The sequence below is a fragment of the Aquisalibacillus elongatus genome (genome assembly GCF_003843875.1).
Lineage (GTDB): Bacteria > Bacillota > Bacilli > Bacillales > Alkalibacillaceae > Aquisalibacillus > Aquisalibacillus elongatus.
The window spans coordinates 444,862-460,662 of the sequence record NZ_RKRF01000008.1; the positions used below are offsets into that span (position 1 = coordinate 444,862).

Below are 15,801 nucleotides of genomic sequence, written 5' to 3' on the forward strand. Positions count from 1 at the left end.
ACTAGACATTTAAAGATCCCGGCTAGCCGGGGTCTCCTATTTTTTAGGTAGAACAAACAAAGAGTAGGTGAGAACATGCAGGATACGAGTTTTGCAATCCATCCAGGTAAGAAGAAATCTTTAAAACATGCAACTTATCAAGATATTGGACGTTTAATAGATTATGATCAAGACGGCCATCAGTTACATATTCGAGCTGAGCATGGTTTTGTGACGGTTTTATTTTATGACGACAAAATCGTGCGCGTGGTGATGAACCCGTATGAAAAGCCGGCTCTAGATGAGAGTTTTGCTGTAGAAATCGAGCCAAAGCGTGACGCTATAAAGGTCATTGATGAAGGTGAAACGCTTCAACTTGTAGCTGAGGATGTTCAAGTTCACATCCAGAAAGCTCCATTACGTCTGTCGGTTACAGATCATCAAGGCCAGGTGATTGTCTCTGAGTCGGAACAAGGGATGGCTTATAACAATGACGGTCACGTGATTTGTTTTAAAGATGCACTTCAAGACGATCATTATTATGGATTTGGTGAGAAAACAGGTTTTCTCGATAAACGTGGCGAAAAGTATACGATGTGGAATACAGACGTTTATGCTCCGCACAATCCAGAGACGGACCCTCTCTATGAATCTATTCCATTTTTTATGACACTTAGAAATGGCAAGGCTTCGGGCGTTTTCTTTGATAATACGTTTAAAACAACGTTTGATATGCGTGTTGATCAGACCGATGTATATAGCTTTAAAGCCGAGGGTGGCCAGTTGGATTATTATATTTGTGCTGGACCAGGACCCAAGGATGTTTTAGAGCAGTACACAAATCTGACTGGGAAAGCTCCGTTACCACCGAAGTGGGGGTTAGGTTATCATCAGTCACGTTATAGCTATGAGACAGAAGATGAAGTACGTGAGCTAGTGAAACAATTTACGGAACGCGAAATCCCAGTTGATGCGATTCATTTTGATATTCATTATATGAATGGTTATCGGGTGTTTACGTTTGATGAGGATCGTTTTTCGAATCCGAAACAATTAATTACAGATATGAAGGAAAAGGGAATTCGTACGGTTCCTATTGTAGACCCTGGCGTTAAAGTAGACGCGGAGTATTCCATTTATCATGAAGGCGTTACAAACGATTTATTTTGTAAGTATTTAGAAGGGAATATCTTTTTTGGCGATGTTTGGCCAGGAAAGAGTGCTTTCCCGGATTTCACGAAAGACGCGGCCCGTAAGTGGTGGGCTGAAAAGCATGAATTTTATACGGAAAAGGGCATCGAAGGTATTTGGAATGACATGAACGAACCTGCCGTCTTCAATGAATCGAAGACGATGGACCTTGAGGTCATGCATGACAATGATGGCAATCCTAAAACGCACCGTGAGCTGCATAATGTGTATGGTTATTTAATGGGGAAAGCGACTTACGAAGGCATGAAGTCATTGTTAGATGACAAGCGCCCATTTTTACTAACACGTGCGGGATACGCTGGTGTTCAGAAGTATGCGGCAGTTTGGACTGGAGATAACCGGAGTTTCTGGGAGCATTTAGAGATGGCGATTCCGATGTGCTTAAACCTTGGAATGTCCGGTGTGAACTACACGGGGCCTGATGTTGGAGGATTCGCGCACGATTCGAACGGCGAGCTTCTAACTCGTTGGACGCAATTAGGTGCTTTTACGCCATTTTTCCGTAACCATAGTGCGATTGAGTTCGTTTATCAAGAGCCATGGCAATTTGGCGAAACGTATGAAGCTATTATAAAAGAATATATTAGACTGCGTTATAAATGGCTTCCGCATTTGTATAAATTGTTTAAAGAAGCATCGGAGACAGGTGTTCCGATGATGAGGCCGTTATTTTTAGAGTATCCGGATGACGAAGAGACGTATCAATTATCGGATCAGTTTTTAATTGGTCGTAACGTATTAATCGCGCCGGTTATTCGTCCGGGTGTGAAGCATCGTTTAGTTTATTTACCAGAAGGTGTTTGGTATAACTATTGGTCTGGTGAAAAGTATGAAGGTAATCAGCGAATCATCGTTCAAGCTGAAATTGACACGTTGCCGATTTTTGTAAAACAAGGTGCAATGATTCCGGAAGCGAACGTAAAACCATCAACGGCCTATGATGTCGATGAGATGACGCTTCATATTTATCCAGACGATGAGACATCATCATATGAACTGTATGACGATGATGGTGAAACGTTTAGTTATGAACGTGGCGAATATTTTGAGATGGATGTGAAGGTGAAGCGTGATGGGACGCTCGTAACGATTGATGCATCTATTCAGAATGATCGTTATCAGCCTGCTTGGGAAACGGTTAAGTATTGCATTCATGATGTTTCATCAGATGTTGAAGTGGTATATAATGGTGAAAAACTGGAGCATATTTCATTTGAAAATAGAACGATAACCTTTGAACGTTAACCTTAGGAGAGTATAGACCATGACGCCAACGATAAAAGATGTGGCTAAACTTGCGAACGTGTCGCCTTCGACCGTTTCGCGTGTCATAGCGAATAATCCGAATATCAGTCCAAAGACGAAAGAAGTCGTTCGAGAAGCAATGAATGATCTTGGCTATCACCCGAACTATACGGCGAGGAGCCTTGTGAGCCGTAACACACAAACGATTGGACTTGTGATGCCAAGCTCTGGGGATAAAGTATTCCAAAACCCTTTCTTCCCGGAAGTCATTCGTGGAATTAGTACGATATCGCATGATAAAAACTTCGGCATTTACATGACGACGGGGAATTCTGAAGAAGAGATTGAACAAGGGGTTTACGATATTGTTCAAGGACGACGCGTCGACGGATTAATCGTGTTATCTTCAAAAGTGGAAGATCCAATTATTCATTATTTAATAGATAAAAACTTTCCTTTTACCGTAATTGGGAAGCCTTATAATTTAGAGTCTCAGGTGACGTTTGTCGATAATGATAATGTGAAGGCAGCTTTTGATGCGACGGAGCACTTAATTCGACTAGGACATAAGCGCATCGCGTTTGTCGGTGGTGGCATGGAATTAGTGGTCACGATGGATCGTTTAAACGGCTATTTACAAGCTTTAGACGATTCAGGAATCAAACAGCGCGATGAGTACATTGTTCACCATGAATTTTTACGCGAAGGTGGACGTGATGCGGTCTATGAATTGATGTCGCTTGATACGCCGCCGACAGGGCTAGTCGTCACAGACGATGTGATGGCCTTTGGAATCGTGAATACCCTTGAGCAAATGGGTAAAAAAGTCCAACGCGATATATCGATGGTTAGCTTTAACAATGTCATCTTTTCGGAGTTAGCCAATCCATCGTTAACGTCGGTTGATATCAATATTTTTCAGTTGGGATACGAAGCGGCTCAAAGTTTGTTTGACCAAGTTGATAACCCAAATCTATTACCACGTCGCGTGACGATTCCTCATCAGTTAATCGTACGCGATTCATGCGGCAACCCGCCTACCTAAGATTGGTAGGCTTTTTTTCTTGAGTTTAAAAACTAAAAAATTTTTTGAAATACTAGACAACGAGTATCTTCAAGTTGAGCCTGACATGATATAATGTACAAAAACTTCATAAAATGATGAGAGGGGTTCCTAGATGACACAGCAGTTTGATAGTTTATATTACCCTTATGCTTCCAGACGAAATGCCGTTTATAGCCGAAAGGGCATGGTGGCAACGTCTCAGCCTTTAGCAGCTGAGGCGGGGATTGAAATGTTAAGAAAAGGCGGTAATGCGGTTGATGCCGCAATTGCGACTGCAGCGGCATTAACGGTCGTTGAACCGACGTCTAATGGTATTGGCTCGGATGCGTTTGCGATCGTATGGATTGATGGCAACATTCATGGCCTAAATGCAAGTGGTTATGCACCTCAGCATATGTCGATTGATTCGCTAAATGAAGCCGGTTATGAGGAAATGCCGACTTTCGGCAAAATTCCGGTGACAGTACCTGGGACGCCAGCGGCTTGGGCTGAGCTATCGGAGAAATTCGGAAAACTTCCGTTTGAGGAGCTGTTTGTGCCGGCGATTCGTTATGCGGAAGAAGGGTTTCCATTAAGTCCGACATTAGCCTTTCACTGGCAGTCAGCTTATCGTAAATTCAAAGAAATTTTAACGGATTCGATATTTGACCATTGGTTTGAAACGTTTGCGCCAGATGGGAAGGCACCGCAAGCAGGTGACTTATGGAAATCACCAGGTCATGCCAAGGCGTTACGTGAAATTGCAAAAACGAAGGCGCAGTCGTTCTACACAGGTGATTTGGCAGATGAAATTGATGCATTTTTCAAGAAGCATGATGGTTATTTAACTAAAGATGATCTCGCCAATTATCAACCTCAATGGGTCAACCCGATTAAAGTGAATTATCGTGGGTATGATGTTTGGGAGATCCCACCGAATGGTCAAGGAATCATTGCGCTCATGGCATTAAACATTTTAAATGGTTATACGTTCCATGAAAAAGAGTCAGTGGATACGTATCATAAACAGATTGAAGCCGTGAAATTAGCGTTCGCCGATGGTTTGGAGTATATTACGGACCAAACAAAAATGGATGTATCGGTTGAGGAGCTATTGTCACAGGACTATGCTGATAAGCGCCGTGAATTAATCGGAGATGAAGCCGTTGATCCATCGCCAGGCGAACCACAGCGTGGTGGTACGGTTTATTTATCGACAGCTGATGGCGATGGCAATATGGTCTCGTTCATTCAAAGTAACTATATGGGATTCGGCTCTGGCATTGTCATTCCGGGTACAGGTATTGCTATGCAAAACCGTGGCCACACATTCTCACTCGACCCGAATCACGTAAATGCTTTAAAACCTGGCAAGCAAACGTATCATACGATTATTCCGGGCTTTTTATCTAAAGATGGCGAAGCAGTAGGGCCATTTGGTGTGATGGGTGGCTTTATGCAGCCGCAAGGACACGTACAAGTGATGATGAATACGATCGATTTTGCGTTAAACCCGCAAGCCTCATTAGATGCGCCGAGGTGGCAGTGGATGAAGGAAAAGGTTGTTCATGTGGATCCATCCTTCCCTGAACATATTGCGCAAGCCTTACAGCGAAAAGGTCATAATGTAAAGCGCAGCCTATATCACAGTGAGTTTGGCCGAGGCCAAATCATTTGGCGCGACCCAGATACCGGTGTGCTTTGTGGTGGTACAGAGCCTCGTACGGATGGACATATTGCGGTTTTATAAAACAATTATGAGGTTTACGAAATCAAAAATTCATTGTTTACTAAGTAATTTTCAAGTAAAATAAACCTATCTAATAGGCTTGATGTTATTCATCAGGCCTATTATTACAAAAGTTACGTAAACGATTACGTAACGAGAAAATAATGGTGGTATGCCAATGGTAAAAATCACAATCAAAGAAATTGCAAATATACTTAATGTATCAACAGCTACTGTTTCTAGAGTATTAAACAACGCTGGTGGCTATTCAGAGGAAACGAAAACTCGTGTGCTGGATGTTTTGGATCAGTATAATTATCAGACAAATGCCTTGGCTAAGGGCTTAAGAACTAATCGCACCAATAGTATCGGTGTAGTTCTGCCAGATATGACCAATGAGTATTTTGCTAAGATTGCTATTAGTATTGAAGAGTTTTTTGTTTCTAAGGGTTATACGATCAATATTTATAACGTAAACGAAGATGCTAATAAGGAAAAGCTAATGATGAGAGACCTCGATTCAAGAGGTGTCGATGGTCTGATTTACGTATCTGGAAACTTGAACACCGCTTTGAATATTTATGAAAAAAACATTCCTATTGTAGCTGTTAATCAGTTGCAATCGTTAGATGATCAATTACCAGTTGTTGAATCAGACAACCTAATGGGAGGCTATCTTGCAACGAAAACGTTACTGGAACGTGGATCTAAACGGATTATATTATTGCGAGATGAACGTGATATTCAGCCTATTAATCAGCGTCATCACGGATTTAGCAAAGCGCTTCAGGAATTTGGATATGATTCTGACTTATTTGTACACCATATTCCATTCAACGTGGAAAGAGCCGAATCGAACGTTCAGCAATTAATTGAACGTGGTATAAATTTTGATGGGATTTTTGCTAGTTCTGATTTATTGGCTATTGGTGCCTTAAAAGCCCTTCATCGAAGTGGTATTCAAATCCCTGATGAAGTCCAAGTGATAGGTTTTGATAATATTACGTTTAGTCAGTATAGTTATCCTACTTTATCGACGATTCATCAAGATACGAGAGCTTTAGGGATGAAAGCTGCTGAGTTATTACTGAAGAGCATGGAATGTCGTCAAAAGAAACCAATCTCAACCATGGTCATACCAGTGACATTAATGGAACGAGAATCAACGAGGTGTTTAGATGGGAAACAGTTCTAATAAAAAAAGAAAAGTTGCGCAAAAAGCAATCGAATATGTGAAAGATGGAATGGTGTTAGGACTTGGTTCAGGCTCAACGATGTATTGGGTTCTTGAAGAATTAGGTCAAAGAGTCCAAAGTGGTTTAAACATTCAAGGTATTCCTTCGTCCGTTAAAACACAAAAGCTGGCCAAGGAATTTGGAATTCCATTAACGGATTTTTCTCATGTTCAGGAACTAGATTTAGCAATTGATGGAGCAGATGAGATTGATCCTGAATTTCGCTTGATTAAAGGCGGTGGCGGCTCTTTATTACGTGAAAAAATCGTTGATGTCGCAGCGAATAAGTTTATAGTTGTCGCGGACGATACTAAATTGGTAAATCAATTAGGATCTTATCCATTACCTATAGAAGTCGTAAGGTTTGGCTGGGAGACAACGAAAGATCGAGTGGAGTCGTTAGGTTGCAAGGCATTGTTACGAGAAGAAAATGGAGAACCATTTGTGACTAATAATCATCAATATATTTTAGACTGTCATTTTAATCAAATCGAAAAGCCGCATACACTACACAACCAGCTAAAATCAATGGTAGGTGTTATTGAGACTGGTTTATTTTTAGATATGGTGGACCTCGTCATTGTAGGTCGCGAACAAGAGGTAACCGTATTAGAAAAGGAGGAATTAATATGAGTCAAATTGATGTGTTTACTTTAGGGGAGACGATGGTGTTATTTCAACCAGATCAACATGCCCCTTTAGATTATGTACATACATTTCCGAAAAAAATTGGTGGTGCTGAGTCAAATGTCGCGATTGGCTTATCACGATTAGGTCATACAGTAAGTTGGTTCAGTCAATTAGGTGAAGACCCGTTTGGACGTTATATTTTAAAGACTATTCGTGGTGAAGGAGTAAATGTTTCAACTTGTCAGTTCACGAATGAAGCTCCGACCGGTTTATTATTTAAAGAACAATTGTCTGCTGAAGACGTAAATGTTTATTATTACCGTCATCAATCAGCGGCGAGTTTTATGAAACCAGAACAGCTTCAAGAGGATTCAATTGCAAATGCAAAGGTGCTACATATTACAGGTATAACACCGGCCTTAAGTGAATCTGCTTATGCTACAGTGATGAAAGCTATTGAGATTGCTAAGAAAAACAATGTGAGCGTCTCGTTCGATCCGAATTTACGACTAAAACTTTGGTCAGAAGAACGAGCAAAGGAAGTGTTAAGTGAAATTGTAAAGATGGCTGATATTATTTTACCAGGCATGGATGAGGGTGAATTTTTAACTGGCCAAACACAACCTGAAGCGATCTCAGAAGCATTAGATCCTCATAAAGAAAAAACCATTATAATTAAGCTTGGTGATGAAGGAGCTTATTATTCTTCTGAGAATGAAGAAGGTTATGTGCCAGGTTATTCCGTCAAACAAGTTGTCGACCCTGTAGGTGCAGGTGATGGATTTGCTGCTGGCATTATTAGTGGTATTTTGCGAAAGGAACCTATTGATCAAGTCGTCAGACGTGCTAATGCGATTGGTGCTATGGTCGTCAGTATGACAGGGGATATTGAAGGGTTGCCGTCAGATGAAGCTGTTAAGCGCTTTATGTCACCTGATCAAGAGAACCGAGATGTTAAAAGGTAAGGAGTGTATCAAATGAGTCAATTTAAAGTTTATGTTACGGATTATAATTACAATACCTTTGAACCGGAAAGGCAAGTATTCGACGAAATAGGGGTTGAATTCATATTAGAACAATGTAAAACGGAAGATGAAATTATAGAAAAATGCCAGGATGCTGATGCTTTATTAAATCAATATGGTCCTATTTCAAGACGCGTGATTGAAGCTTTGGACAACCTTAAAGTAGTGGCGAGATATGGGATTGGATTTAATACTGTAGATATTGATGCAGCAACGGAAAACGGCGTTGTCGTTAGCAATGTGACGGACTACTGCTTAGATGAAGTCTCTGATCACACAATGGCTCTATTATTATCCAGTGTAAGGAAAATCACACAAATGAATAATGCTGTTAAAGCGGGTAATTGGGATTATAAGGTCTCCGTTCCGGTTTATCGTATGCGAAGCTGTACTTTAGGCCTTGTTGGCTTTGGAAATATTCCACAAACGTTAACGAAAAAAGCACAGGCGTTTGGTGTGAATGTCATGGCCTATGATCCATTTGTTCCTAAAGAAGTAGCGGATGAATTGAACGTTACTCTCGTTGAATTGGATGAACTCTATGCACAGTCAGACTATATTTCAGTTCACTTACCGTTAAACAAACAAACTGAAAAACTTATAAGCCATGAAGCTTTTCGAAAAATGAAATCAACGGCATTTATCATTAATACATCTAGAGGTGGCGTTATTGAGGAACAAGCTCTCATCCAGGCCCTTCAGGAGAATGAACTGGCAGGTGCCGGGTTAGATGTGTTGGAAACAGAGCCCATACCGGATGGTCATCCATTCTTAAATATGGATCAAGTTTTACTTAACCCACATTCTGCTTTCTATTCAGTAGAGGCAGAAGCTGAGTTAAAACGTAAATCAGCCCAAAACGTAGCAGATGTTTTACAAGGATATTTCCCAACTTATATCGTTAATCAAGTCGTTAAAGAACGCATTGATTTAATAGAAAAATAAGAGGCTACCCCTAGTGGGTGGCTTTATTTATTTAACGATACGTTTTCAAGATATTAATATATAAGATAAACCGTGATATAATGTTTTAGAATGAGGTGAACTTCTATGAATTGGACGCTACAAAAAGACATATTTGTTAGTTTTTTTAGGTCAAGCATGCTTGGTTACGGTGGCGGACCGTCCACGATTCCGTTAGTTTACAAAGAAGTGGTTGATACATATGGTTGGATGACGGAAGAGGAATTCAGTGATACCTTAGCACTGACGAACACGTTACCTGGCCCGATGTTAACGAAAATGGCTGGGTATATTGGTTATCGTGTCGGTGGAGTTTTAGGTATGCTTTGTGCTCTTATTTCGGTTGTATTGCCGACGGTTTTAATCATGATATTTCTAATTGGCTTTTTAATCCGCTTTCGAGACTCCTCAATTGTGCAAGGAATGACTGCGGCGATCACTCCAGTTGTAGGTGTGCTATTACTGCAGTTAACGTACTCTTTTGCGAAAAAGTCTAAACATGACCTTGGTTGGGTGTATGCGCTATTGCTTATTATTGTAAGCGCAGTGCTCTACATTTTGTTTGGGGTCCACCCGGCGCTTATTATTGTTGCCTTAATCCTTTTCGCTTTAGTGAAAAAATCACCTAAGAAGGAGGGTGATCAGGCATGAGAGAGCTATGGGAATTACTTGTCGCATTCTTTATCCCTGGTGTCGTAGGTTACGGCGGTGGCCCCGCGTCGATTCCACTAATAGAGCATGAAGTGGTGAAAAAATACGAGTTTATGTCGACGAATGAGTTTGGGGAAGTGCTCGCCTTAGCCAATTCACTCCCTGGTCCAATCGCAACAAAAATGGCCGGTTATATTGGGTTTGAAGTGGCTGGCACGTTGGGATCCATCGTCGCATTATCCGCAACGATTGTCCCGTCACTCGCTGCGATGCTCGCGCTACTAGGACTTCTTAATAAATATAAAGATTCGCCTAAAGTTAAACGAATTAGTGCTTACGTCCGACCGACCATTGCTGTACTGATGGGTGTACTGACTTTTCAATTTTTCGATTCATCGGTCGTTACGGCAGGATGGATCCAAACAATTTTATTAGTTGTCGTAAGCTTACTATTATTAGAAAAATTCAAAGTGCATCCTGCTTTTGTCGTAGCCGGATCACTTGTTTACGGTGCTATCTTTCTATCGTAATGGTTAAAAACAAAGCGCCTTTCAGTAGGCGCTTTTGTTTTATCATTCCTCTTCACTAATCACACTAAACGGGTTGCCGTCTAGGTCAAAGAAGTCAAATCCTTTCATTGGACCGTAATCATGAATATCCGTTAATTCAACACCATTGTTTTTTAAATGATTGAAAGCGTCGTATATATCATCGACTTCAAAGTTGTAATAAGCATTTTTACGATTACCTTTTATCGTAAATTCAGTCGCTTGAGGCTTGTCCACTTTGATTAACGTGAGTCCAGTTGTATCATTTTGGAATAGATAATCCACGCCATGATCCTCACCATCTTCCTGCCATTCATCAAATTTCTTAACACCTAAATTTTGTTCATACCATTTTTGGGATTTTTCTAAATCCGTTACCGGTATAAAAATGCCACCAATTTTAAACATAATAATCACCTTCCTAATTTTTATTTCGTATACAAACGTATATAATTAAAGGAAAGTTACATATTTTTTAAAATTTTTTTGGGGGAAATTATGGGGGAAAACACAGAGAATTTAGAAACCGTCACTCATAAATTGTATAACTACTGTTTACAGTTAACGAACTCAAAGTGGCATGCGGAAGACTTAGTTCAAGATACACTATATAAATATATAAAATTGAAAAAAGAAGAACCACACAGAGAGTTTAATCTAACATACTTATATACAATGGCTAGGAATCTAATGATTGATGAAAAACGGAAAACAAAAGAGGTCTTTATAGATTATGACGAATGGATTATATCTGATCATGGTTTTTCAGAATGGGAAAGTTTATTAGAATTATTATACACGACGCTTCCACTGCGTCAGGCCATGATAGTGACATTGAAAGATGTTTTTAAATACAAATCAGAAGAAATTGCAGAAATGCTTAGGGTAAGTAATGAATCTATAAAAACAGCTTTGCATAGAGCGCGTATTAAACTAAAACTTAATCACAATGAACAGAGTGCTGTTCCTAATGAATCTATGCTAATCAAGAAATTCTCTGATGCTGTAAAACATGAACAGCCTCACAAGTTGTTTTATTACTATCGTCTATTAGAAACACAGAATTACGAAGTCAAATCCAAGAGGAATCAAGGTGTTCAAACTTTCTTTATATCAGACCCAGATGGAAATGTACTTCAGATACATCACAAGCGTCCTTCATAAAGTGGATTATTTAGTAAGAGCCTGTCGAAAACATTCGTCCAATTTTCTACAATATTTCCACGGAAATATTCCAAAATTCTTCATGAAGTCGACATAGGCAAGCTATCTTTTTAAATATAGCCGATGTTTCGATATAATAGGATAAACAAGGAGGGCATACATATGATTCGCAACTTACAAGATCGGATAAAGTTGAACAACGGTGTCGAAATGCCAGGTTTTGGCCTTGGTGTGTATAAGGCTGAAGAGGGTAGGGAAGTTGTCGAAGCTGTTCGAACAGCGGTAGATCATGGTTATCGTTTGATAGATACGGCTTCGTTTTATAAAAATGAAGAAGGTGTCGGTGAAGGGATTCGTGAATCGAGCGTTCCTCGCAATGATTTATTTGTGACGACTAAAGTATGGAATGATGAGCAAGGCTATGATGAGACACTGAGAGCTTTTGAACGTAGTATGGATCGTTTAGGCCTTGATGTTTTAGACCTTTATTTAATTCATTGGCCCGTTAAAGGTCAGTTTCAAGATACATGGCGTGCGATGGAGCGGTTGTATGAAGAAGGCGTGATTAAGGCCATTGGGGTAAGCAATTTTCACGTTCATCATTTGCAGAAGTTGTTTACTAAAGCTAACGTTAAACCGGTTGTGAATCAAATTGAATATCATCCGCATTTAACGCAAGAAGAGGTGAAAGCTTTTTGTGAGCAGGAAAACATTCAAATGGAAGCATGGTCACCGATGAAAAAGGGCCACTTATTTGATGACCCAACGATTACGGAGATTGCTGAGAAACATAATAAAACTCCAGCACAAGTCATTTTACGATGGGACGTCCAAAATCATGTGGTTACCATTCCAAAGTCGGTTACGCCTAGTCGAATTAAAGATAATGTTGATATTTTTGACTTTGAATTGACGAACGAAGATATAAAACGCATTGATGATATGAACACAAATGAACGGACGGGAATGAATCCGAACGACTTAGACTAAACCGATTAAAAGGAGGAGCGTATTTTGAAGTTATTAACATTTCGATTTAATGAGATTGATTATTGGGGAATTTTAAAAGATGATGGATTTTATTATTCTGATCAGCTCATGACTTATTTTCCTAATTTATTGTCGGTGATTGAAAATATTGATCATCTTAATTTAGAAAAAGATTTAAATAAGTTTGCTGATTTTGATCAATGCAAGATTTTAGCTCCTCTGAAATCTCGAAAGAATATTATGTGTATTGGTAAAAATTATCGGGATCATGCGATGGAGATGACGAATGATCCATCATCTTTACCTGAACATCCCGTTATCTTTACAAAAGCGCCTAGTACCGTGATTGGTCACAAGAATACGATTCACGCGCATTCAAATGTGACCAAGCAGTTAGATTATGAAGGTGAGCTTGCGGTCATTATTGGTCAAAAAGGTGTTAATATTAAGCGGGAAAACGCCATGGATCATGTATTTGGCTATACGATTTTGAATGATGTGACGGCTCGCGATTTGCAAAAACGTCATCAACAATTTTTCAAAGGAAAATCATTGGATACCTTTGCACCGATGGGCCCGTATATTGTAACAAAAGATGAAATTCATGATGTTCATCATTTAAATATTAAAACTTACGTGAATGATGAACTCCGTCAGGATGGCAATACGAAGGATATGATTTTTTCGATAGCAGAATTAATAGAAGTCTTGTCGGATGGAATGACTCTTGAACCAGGGGATATCATCGCAACAGGTACGCCAAGTGGTGTTGGAAAAGGCTTTGATCCACCGAAGTTTTTAAATGAAGGTGATGAAGTTAGGGTTGAAGTTGAACAAATCGGAACATTATCCAATCAAGTCAGTTCATCATAAATGACTTAATTCAAAAAACACGCAACTTTTTTATAAGAGGTTGCGTGTTCTCTCTATCATCATCTATGAGAGCTCATGAAAGGTGTCCTTAAGCTGATAGTATAACTTCTGATAGACTGAGAATATTTTCTGATACTGTTTGTGATGACTGTTTTGGGGTTCGATTTCATGGCTCATCGGAATGGAATCCTTAATGTCCTCAAGTTGATATTTTTCAATACCGCAAAGTGCTAACCACGCAGCCCCCCAAGCTGAGCTTTGGTGACTGTTAGGAATTTTGACGGGCTTGCCAAATGTGTCGGCTAGAATTTGAAGCCAAAGTTCTGATCGTGCAAAGCCTCCGCTTGCATATATTACGTCGTGTTGATTTCCTAATCGTTCTAAAGCATGACCAATATGATATATCGAGTAGATCACGCCTTCCATACTAGCTCGGATAAGGTGTGATTTGTTATGTGAAGGTGTTAATCCGATAAAACTACCTTTTGCCTTACCATCCCAAAATGGTGCGCGTTCTCCATTTAAATACGGTAAGAAAACTAATTGTTCAGCTCCAGGTGAGACGGATGAAGCTAATTGGTTTAATTCATCCATAGAATATTCATAGTGTTCGTTTGAAACCACTTCTTGAATCCATTTCAGTACAATGCCACCGTTATTAGTAGGACCACCCGTAATCCATAAATCCTCTGTGAAACTATAAGAGAATATTTCTTGCTTTGTATCTAATAGTGGTTCGCGTGAAAACTGGCGTATCGCACCACTCGTTCCAATCGTAATTGCTGTTTCGCCAGGGTTGATGGCACCGATTCCTAAATTAGCTAATGGTCCATCGCTACCTCCGATGACAATAGGAGTTTTAACTGAGATGTTCATTCGTTTAGCTATATTTGAATCTATATCTTGTAAAATAGTTTCGGGTGGTTTAGGTTCAAACAATTGAGAAGTTGTAATGCCAGCTGCACGTAGAGCCTGATCATCCCAATTTAGCCTATGGATATTGAATAACCCTGTTGCGGCAGCCATCGAATAATCGACCACCTTTTCTCCAAACCAACGATAAAGTAGATACTCTTTAATAGAAACGAAATAGCTTGCTTCATGATATTCTTGTGCATCCTGATTTTTCATCCACGTTAATTTTGATAGAGGGCTCATAGGATGAAGGGGTGTACCAGTTGATAAATATATGGACGAATCAAGTTGTTCAGATTCGTTTGAACTTCTTGTATCAGCCCAAATGATGGCATTTGAAAGAGCAGTTCCATCTTCATTTATACAAATCAAAGAATGCATTGCGGTCGAAAGACCAATACCGATTAATTGATGTTGATTAATGTGCGTCATGACTTGATTGACGGCATGAATGGTCGCTTCTTCTATTTGAGTTGGAACTTGCTCAGCCCAACCGTTTTTAGGATTCAAAATGGGGTACGGCTGTTCATTCTCTGCTACGACTGTACCATCTAATTGAAATAAAACGGCTTTTGCACTTGTTGTTCCAATGTCTAATCCTAGAAGGTTCGTCATGTTTAACACCCTTTATAAACGTTTTTTAGATATAGCTCGACGCATTTCAGATACAGCATTTTTAGCTTGTTCAAGATTTTGAATATGATAATTAACATATAAAGCATCAATGATACTCAATTCAGCAATTCGGGATGATATGGCTTCCGTTCGATATTTTGTTTCGTCCGAAAGCGTATATAGTGCAATATCAACCGCTTTTGATAGGGGGGACTTGGCATAATTGGTAATTGCAATTGTAAAAGCACCTTTTTCTTTAGCAACTTCCACTACATCTAAAATGTCAACATTAGCCCCTGTATGTGAGATGAAAAAAGCCACACATTGATTATTTAATTGCGATGCTGACATTAACTGTAAATGGGAATCCATATAAGCGTGAGCATTGATGCCCAGTCTAATAAATTTGTGTTGTGCATCTTGAGCGACGATACCAGAGCCACCGTTTCCGTAAAAATAGACATTCTTCGTTTCCGTTAATTTGTCAATGACAGTTTTGATGGATTCCTCGTTTTGTATCTCGTTCGTTCGCTCGATCGCCTTAATATTTGAGTGAAAAACTTTGTCTGTTACTTCAATCGGCGAGTCATCCTCACTAATTTCTTCATGAATGTCCACAACCGTTTCCACAACTTCAGAAGCTAAGGCAATTTTTAATGCTTGATACCCTTTGAACCCCAGTCGTCTACAGAATCGAAAGACCGTTGCTTCTGCAATATCTAAATCATCTGCTACTTGATTAATGGTCGTGTGAATAATTAATTGAGGGTTCCTAAGAATATATCTAGCAATCTTTTGCTCTTTATCGCTGAATTGTGACATGGATCCTCGAATTAAATTCAAGACCTGTTTTGTTTCAGTCATTATAATCACTCCGATTAAAATTAGCGTCTATCATTAGTTTATATGAAAAAAAATTTAAACTGAAGTAATTTGTACGAAAAAAATTTCACAAAAGATATTGTAATGAAAAAAATTTTAT

The 15,801-nt window shown here is 39.5% G+C and carries 15 protein-coding genes; 12 read left to right on the forward strand and 3 right to left on the reverse strand.

Going from position 1 to position 15,801, the window contains the following annotated elements; translation table 11 throughout:
- Positions 1–75: 75 nt before the first annotated feature.
- The 9 genes from EDC24_RS07320 to EDC24_RS07360 all read left to right on the forward strand — a co-directional run bounded on the left by EDC24_RS07320 (position 76) and on the right by EDC24_RS07360 (position 10,244).
- A complete protein-coding gene (locus EDC24_RS07320; protein WP_124221177.1) occupies positions 76–2,436 on the forward strand; it encodes a glycoside hydrolase family 31 protein in 2,361 nt (786 codons plus the stop codon).
- A 19-nt stretch (positions 2,437–2,455) separates the two neighbouring features.
- A complete protein-coding gene (locus EDC24_RS07325) occupies positions 2,456–3,481 on the forward strand; it encodes a LacI family DNA-binding transcriptional regulator (RefSeq protein WP_124221179.1) in 1,026 nt (341 codons plus the stop codon).
- Positions 3,482–3,614: 133 nt separating this feature from the next.
- A complete protein-coding gene (locus EDC24_RS07330; RefSeq protein WP_124221181.1) occupies positions 3,615–5,231 on the forward strand; it encodes a gamma-glutamyltransferase family protein in 1,617 nt (538 codons plus the stop codon).
- Between the two features lie 157 nt (positions 5,232–5,388).
- The gene (locus EDC24_RS07335) at positions 5,389–6,405 is read left to right on the forward strand and encodes a LacI family DNA-binding transcriptional regulator (protein ID WP_170158505.1); all 1,017 of its coding nucleotides are present in this window, start codon (positions 5,389–5,391) and stop codon (positions 6,403–6,405) included.
- Positions 6,389–7,078, forward strand: coding sequence for a ribose-5-phosphate isomerase RpiA (gene rpiA / locus EDC24_RS07340; protein WP_124221185.1), 690 nt, complete (start codon positions 6,389–6,391; stop codon positions 7,076–7,078). Before EDC24_RS07335 ends, rpiA begins: the two co-directional genes overlap by 17 nt.
- Positions 7,075–8,040 (forward strand): sugar kinase, encoded by a 966-nt coding sequence (locus EDC24_RS07345; protein WP_124221187.1) that lies wholly within the window; start codon positions 7,075–7,077, stop codon positions 8,038–8,040. Before rpiA ends, EDC24_RS07345 begins: the two co-directional genes overlap by 4 nt.
- Positions 8,041–8,052: 12 nt before the next feature.
- A complete protein-coding gene (locus tag EDC24_RS07350) occupies positions 8,053–9,045 on the forward strand; it encodes a C-terminal binding protein (protein ID WP_124221189.1) in 993 nt (330 codons plus the stop codon).
- A 105-nt stretch (positions 9,046–9,150) separates the two neighbouring features.
- Positions 9,151–9,714: a chromate transporter gene (locus EDC24_RS07355; RefSeq protein ID WP_124221191.1), complete on the forward strand. Its 564-nt coding sequence runs from the start codon at positions 9,151–9,153 to the stop codon at positions 9,712–9,714.
- A complete protein-coding gene (locus EDC24_RS07360) occupies positions 9,711–10,244 on the forward strand; it encodes a chromate transporter (RefSeq protein ID WP_124221193.1) in 534 nt (177 codons plus the stop codon). The genes EDC24_RS07355 and EDC24_RS07360 overlap by 4 nt, the downstream gene beginning before the upstream one ends.
- 42 nt (positions 10,245–10,286) lie before the next feature.
- Here EDC24_RS07360 and EDC24_RS07365 read toward each other — a convergent pair whose 3' ends face one another.
- The gene (locus EDC24_RS07365; RefSeq protein ID WP_124221195.1) at positions 10,287–10,670 is read right to left on the reverse strand and encodes a VOC family protein; all 384 of its coding nucleotides are present in this window, start codon (positions 10,668–10,670) and stop codon (positions 10,287–10,289) included.
- Positions 10,671–10,760: 90 nt separating this feature from the next.
- Here EDC24_RS07365 and EDC24_RS07370 point away from each other — a divergent pair, with 90 nt between their 5' ends.
- From EDC24_RS07370 to EDC24_RS07380, 3 genes are all read left to right on the forward strand, one after another.
- A complete protein-coding gene (locus EDC24_RS07370; protein ID WP_124221197.1) occupies positions 10,761–11,426 on the forward strand; it encodes an RNA polymerase sigma factor in 666 nt (221 codons plus the stop codon).
- Between the two features lie 162 nt (positions 11,427–11,588).
- Positions 11,589–12,416 carry an aldo/keto reductase gene (locus tag EDC24_RS07375; protein WP_124221199.1) on the forward strand — a complete coding sequence of 276 codons (828 nt, stop codon included), beginning with the start codon at positions 11,589–11,591 and terminating at the stop codon, positions 12,414–12,416.
- Between the two features lie 24 nt (positions 12,417–12,440).
- Entirely contained in the window at positions 12,441–13,289 is an 849-nt protein-coding gene (locus EDC24_RS07380) for a fumarylacetoacetate hydrolase family protein (RefSeq protein WP_245998012.1), read from the forward strand.
- A gap of 63 nt (positions 13,290–13,352) precedes the next feature.
- Here the strand turns inward: EDC24_RS07380 and EDC24_RS07385 are convergent, their stop codons facing one another.
- Positions 13,353–14,819: a gluconokinase gene (locus tag EDC24_RS07385; protein ID WP_124221201.1), complete on the reverse strand. Its 1,467-nt coding sequence runs from the start codon at positions 14,817–14,819 to the stop codon at positions 13,353–13,355.
- Between the two features lie 12 nt (positions 14,820–14,831).
- Positions 14,832–15,683, reverse strand: a complete 852-nt coding sequence (locus EDC24_RS07390; protein WP_124221203.1) for a MurR/RpiR family transcriptional regulator — start codon at positions 15,681–15,683, stop codon at positions 14,832–14,834.
- Positions 15,684–15,801: the final 118 nt, after the last annotated feature.